General features: G+C 61.3%; 3 protein-coding genes. All 3 read left to right on the top strand.

The annotated features are described in order from the left end of the window. Positions 1–143: 143 nt before the first annotated feature. The 3 genes from ACHAA3_RS16780 (at position 144) to ACHAA3_RS16770 (ending at position 1,957) form a co-directional block, all read left to right on the top strand. The gene (locus ACHAA3_RS16780; RefSeq protein ID WP_435710241.1) at positions 144–560 is read left to right on the top strand and encodes a hypothetical protein; all 417 of its coding nucleotides are present in this window, start codon (positions 144–146) and stop codon (positions 558–560) included. 630 nt (positions 561–1,190) lie between these two features. Further along, positions 1,191–1,400, top strand: coding sequence for a hypothetical protein (locus tag ACHAA3_RS16775; protein ID WP_435710240.1), 210 nt, complete (start codon positions 1,191–1,193; stop codon positions 1,398–1,400). Positions 1,401–1,642: 242 nt separating this feature from the next. Then, a complete protein-coding gene (locus tag ACHAA3_RS16770; protein WP_435710239.1) occupies positions 1,643–1,957 on the top strand; it encodes an Imm8 family immunity protein in 315 nt (104 codons plus the stop codon). The last annotated feature ends 965 nt before the right edge of the window (positions 1,958–2,922 follow it).

The raw sequence follows: 2,922 nt of genomic DNA, 5'->3' as shown, positions 1-2,922 counted from the left end.
GTGTCTTGGGAGTTTGCGAGCTTGCCAACTCTCGACGACCAAGGACGGTGAGTCTGTGACAATCGGCTGGCGGGACGCGTGGCACAGTCGGCGACTGATGGACACTCATGAGGTCAGGGCGCGAGCCACCAGCGACGACCGCCGTGGACGTTAGCCTGCTGGCTATGGCCCGCAAACCTTGGAAGCGACACAAGTCGCCGGGCTACGACGAAGCGGCTGATCCAAGCATCGACGACAAGTTCGCCCAAGTCCGTGCCGAACTGATGCCCAACGGTCCCGGCACTAGCTTCATGAGCACTTCGGCTGTAGTCGTAGATGTTCGACGCGATGAGGACTTCGCCCTCTTCATCTTCAGCTGGCCCGACGAGCTCATCCCGCTCGCGCTGAGGATCAACCTCGAAGACACGTCCGAAGAGTTCTACTACGAGGGCCCGGTCCACTCTTTCGACGAGTGGGTGGAGGATCTCGCTGCCTATGTCATGGTCTCGATCGACACGGGACTTGCGCAACGCGCCAAGAGGATCGACCGTGGCGAGTACATCGAACTCATCGGCACCTGAACCCAACCGAGTCGACCGGGCGCTCGGTGTACTGGGGGTGGGTGGGTGTGCCGCCCTCCAACCGCAACCGAGCCCAGCAGGGATCGCCACGCGGAGCGTGCCAGTGCGGGATCACGAAACGGTGACGCACCTGTAGCGGCTAAACCGCCAACTTCTGATGCCACCCGATGTGCGGCCACGTGCTGCGGGACCGAGCTGTGAGACATTTGCTCCATGCCCAGGAGCTACTTGGTCGGCGACGCGGCGATCATCGTGAAGTTGTTCTAAGTGAACAGCCCACGCAAGGGCAGACGCTCTCTCATCGCCTCGCTAGTCATCAATCTGATCATCACTTCAACCGCGACAATCCTGGTCATCAGTGACACAACCCCAGGATGGCTGTGGCTAATACTGGCCTGCGGCGTGGTCGGCTCCTTCGCTGCGGCGTCTGCCTTGATCGAAGGCCGAGACACATAGATTGCGACCATTCTCTGCTAGCAGAACCGTGCCCGGCCAGCGATCGGTGACCGGCGCACGATCGCTTGACGGGCTAGGGTCGATCAGATTCCTGGACGGTGTCCGGCGAAGGTCGAATGAAGGACCGACACCCACGGCATGCAACAGTGCAGCCAGCTGATCAAGGATTGCTCGATGAACGCGACTGAGACTCTTTCGTTCTTGGCGCTCATGGCATTGGCCATTTCATTGTCCGTTCTGCTGGAGAAGTTCATCGTGCGAAGACGCCTCTTCGGAGCAGAGCCAGGCGATGGCGGCGCAGTCGCGCCACGCTTCAGGCTCATCGTCCTGATCTTTTCCGTGGCGATCTGCGTGCCGTACTACTACGTGTTCGGCGGCAAGTAGGGAACTCATCGCTGCTGCCGTTCCTGCCGTCTCGGCGAGAGCATAGCGGCGACAAGAGCCGCTCATGCTCCACCTACAGCGCCAGCAGCCGGACCTGACTTAGACTGAACGCTGCTACCGCTGAATCCGCGCAGTCGATCTCAGTATCGAGGGCGGCATCACTCATCCCGTTGATCGCGAGCGCGTTGATTCTCGAGGTGGTGCTGGCAGATGGGCTCGCCAGATCAGGCAGGATCGGTCCTATGCGCGCCGTGTTGTTGAAACGTCTCGAGCTTGAACCCGACCCCCGATCGCTTCCTGACGATCCCGCGCAGTTCTCAATTCTCGCCCGTATGATCGTCGGTCGTCCCGACACACCCGGCGAGGAGTCCTTCGATGTGACTGTCTGCACCCCGGAGTGGGTAGCCAAGGTGTCTACGCGCGTCGGCGGCATCTATCACGCTCGCCACCACGTCATCGTCAATTCTGATGAGTTCGATCAGCGAGCGTTACGACTCTGGCTGTCGGCGAGGGTTCAGGAGGCAAGTTCAGAGACCTGGGCAGAAGTTGGAGAGTAGCTCAGCAGGCTGGGTTACTGGGAGTTCGAGGACTACCGCGATTGAGCGCTCATCACCTATGCACGAACGCCCCGCAAGCCGAAGGCGCAAGGAAACGAAGGGCGTGGGACGGTTAAGGGATTCCATAGCCAGCTGATCAATTCCCGTACGCCCCGTCCGAACTCGTCACCGGGACGGGGGTGTTCTGCGGAACCAGTCCGCGATCGGAAACGGTCGTTTTTGGTGTGGTCGACCAGGTGCATCTGACGGCGGCCGACACGCCGGGACGACACGCGCCGAAACTCCTCACCGAAACCAATTTGCACCAAAACGGATCACCTATCGTTTCTGGCATGAGCGACTCCATCGGCTACTCCGCTGGCAGACCTCGACGCTCGAGAGGTCAACACCAAGAGCCTGACCGAACCGGTTATCGGCACCACGACTCCGATGGGCGATCGCTCTACGGGATCATCGCCGTCTTCGCTCAGCTCCGTGTCGACACGATTTGAGAGAACACTCAGCGCGGCCTCGAGTACGACCGCGGTCAGGGTCGGGTCGGTGGTAGAACGCAGCCGTGTCACTGTGGGCGGTTTTGGGAGCAGAGATTGACTCCGCTTGAAGGGGCGGTTCGACCTCCAAGCGCGTAGCACTCCATCTCTGCCGTCGATCAACTTGGCCCTCGGGCCAGCTCCCGGTCGGCGCGTGGCTTATGAGCGCGAGCAAGCCAATACACAAGGTGACCTTGTGCGCATAGGGGCTGACCTAAAAGTCCTGCCCTGCCGCACTGGGCAGCGGTATGCCCTAGCGGGGTCGCGGCGCCGGGCTCGCCGAGGACGGCCAAGCCCGTTGTGAAGGAGCCTGGAGCGGGACTGGTTTTCGGATCAGATCGTCGGGTCGATGATCGTCATGCCAGCCACGACGGCCTGGTCGAAGCGCGGTAGCAGCGCGGCTGCCTCGTCGAGACCGATAGTGCGCTCGACGAG

This window comes from Aeromicrobium sp. CF3.5 (assembly GCF_051262695.1).
Lineage (GTDB): Bacteria > Actinomycetota > Actinomycetes > Propionibacteriales > Nocardioidaceae > Aeromicrobium.
The sequence above is the reverse complement of the archived record's forward strand: the minus strand, read 5'-3'. Positions and strand labels throughout refer to the sequence as shown.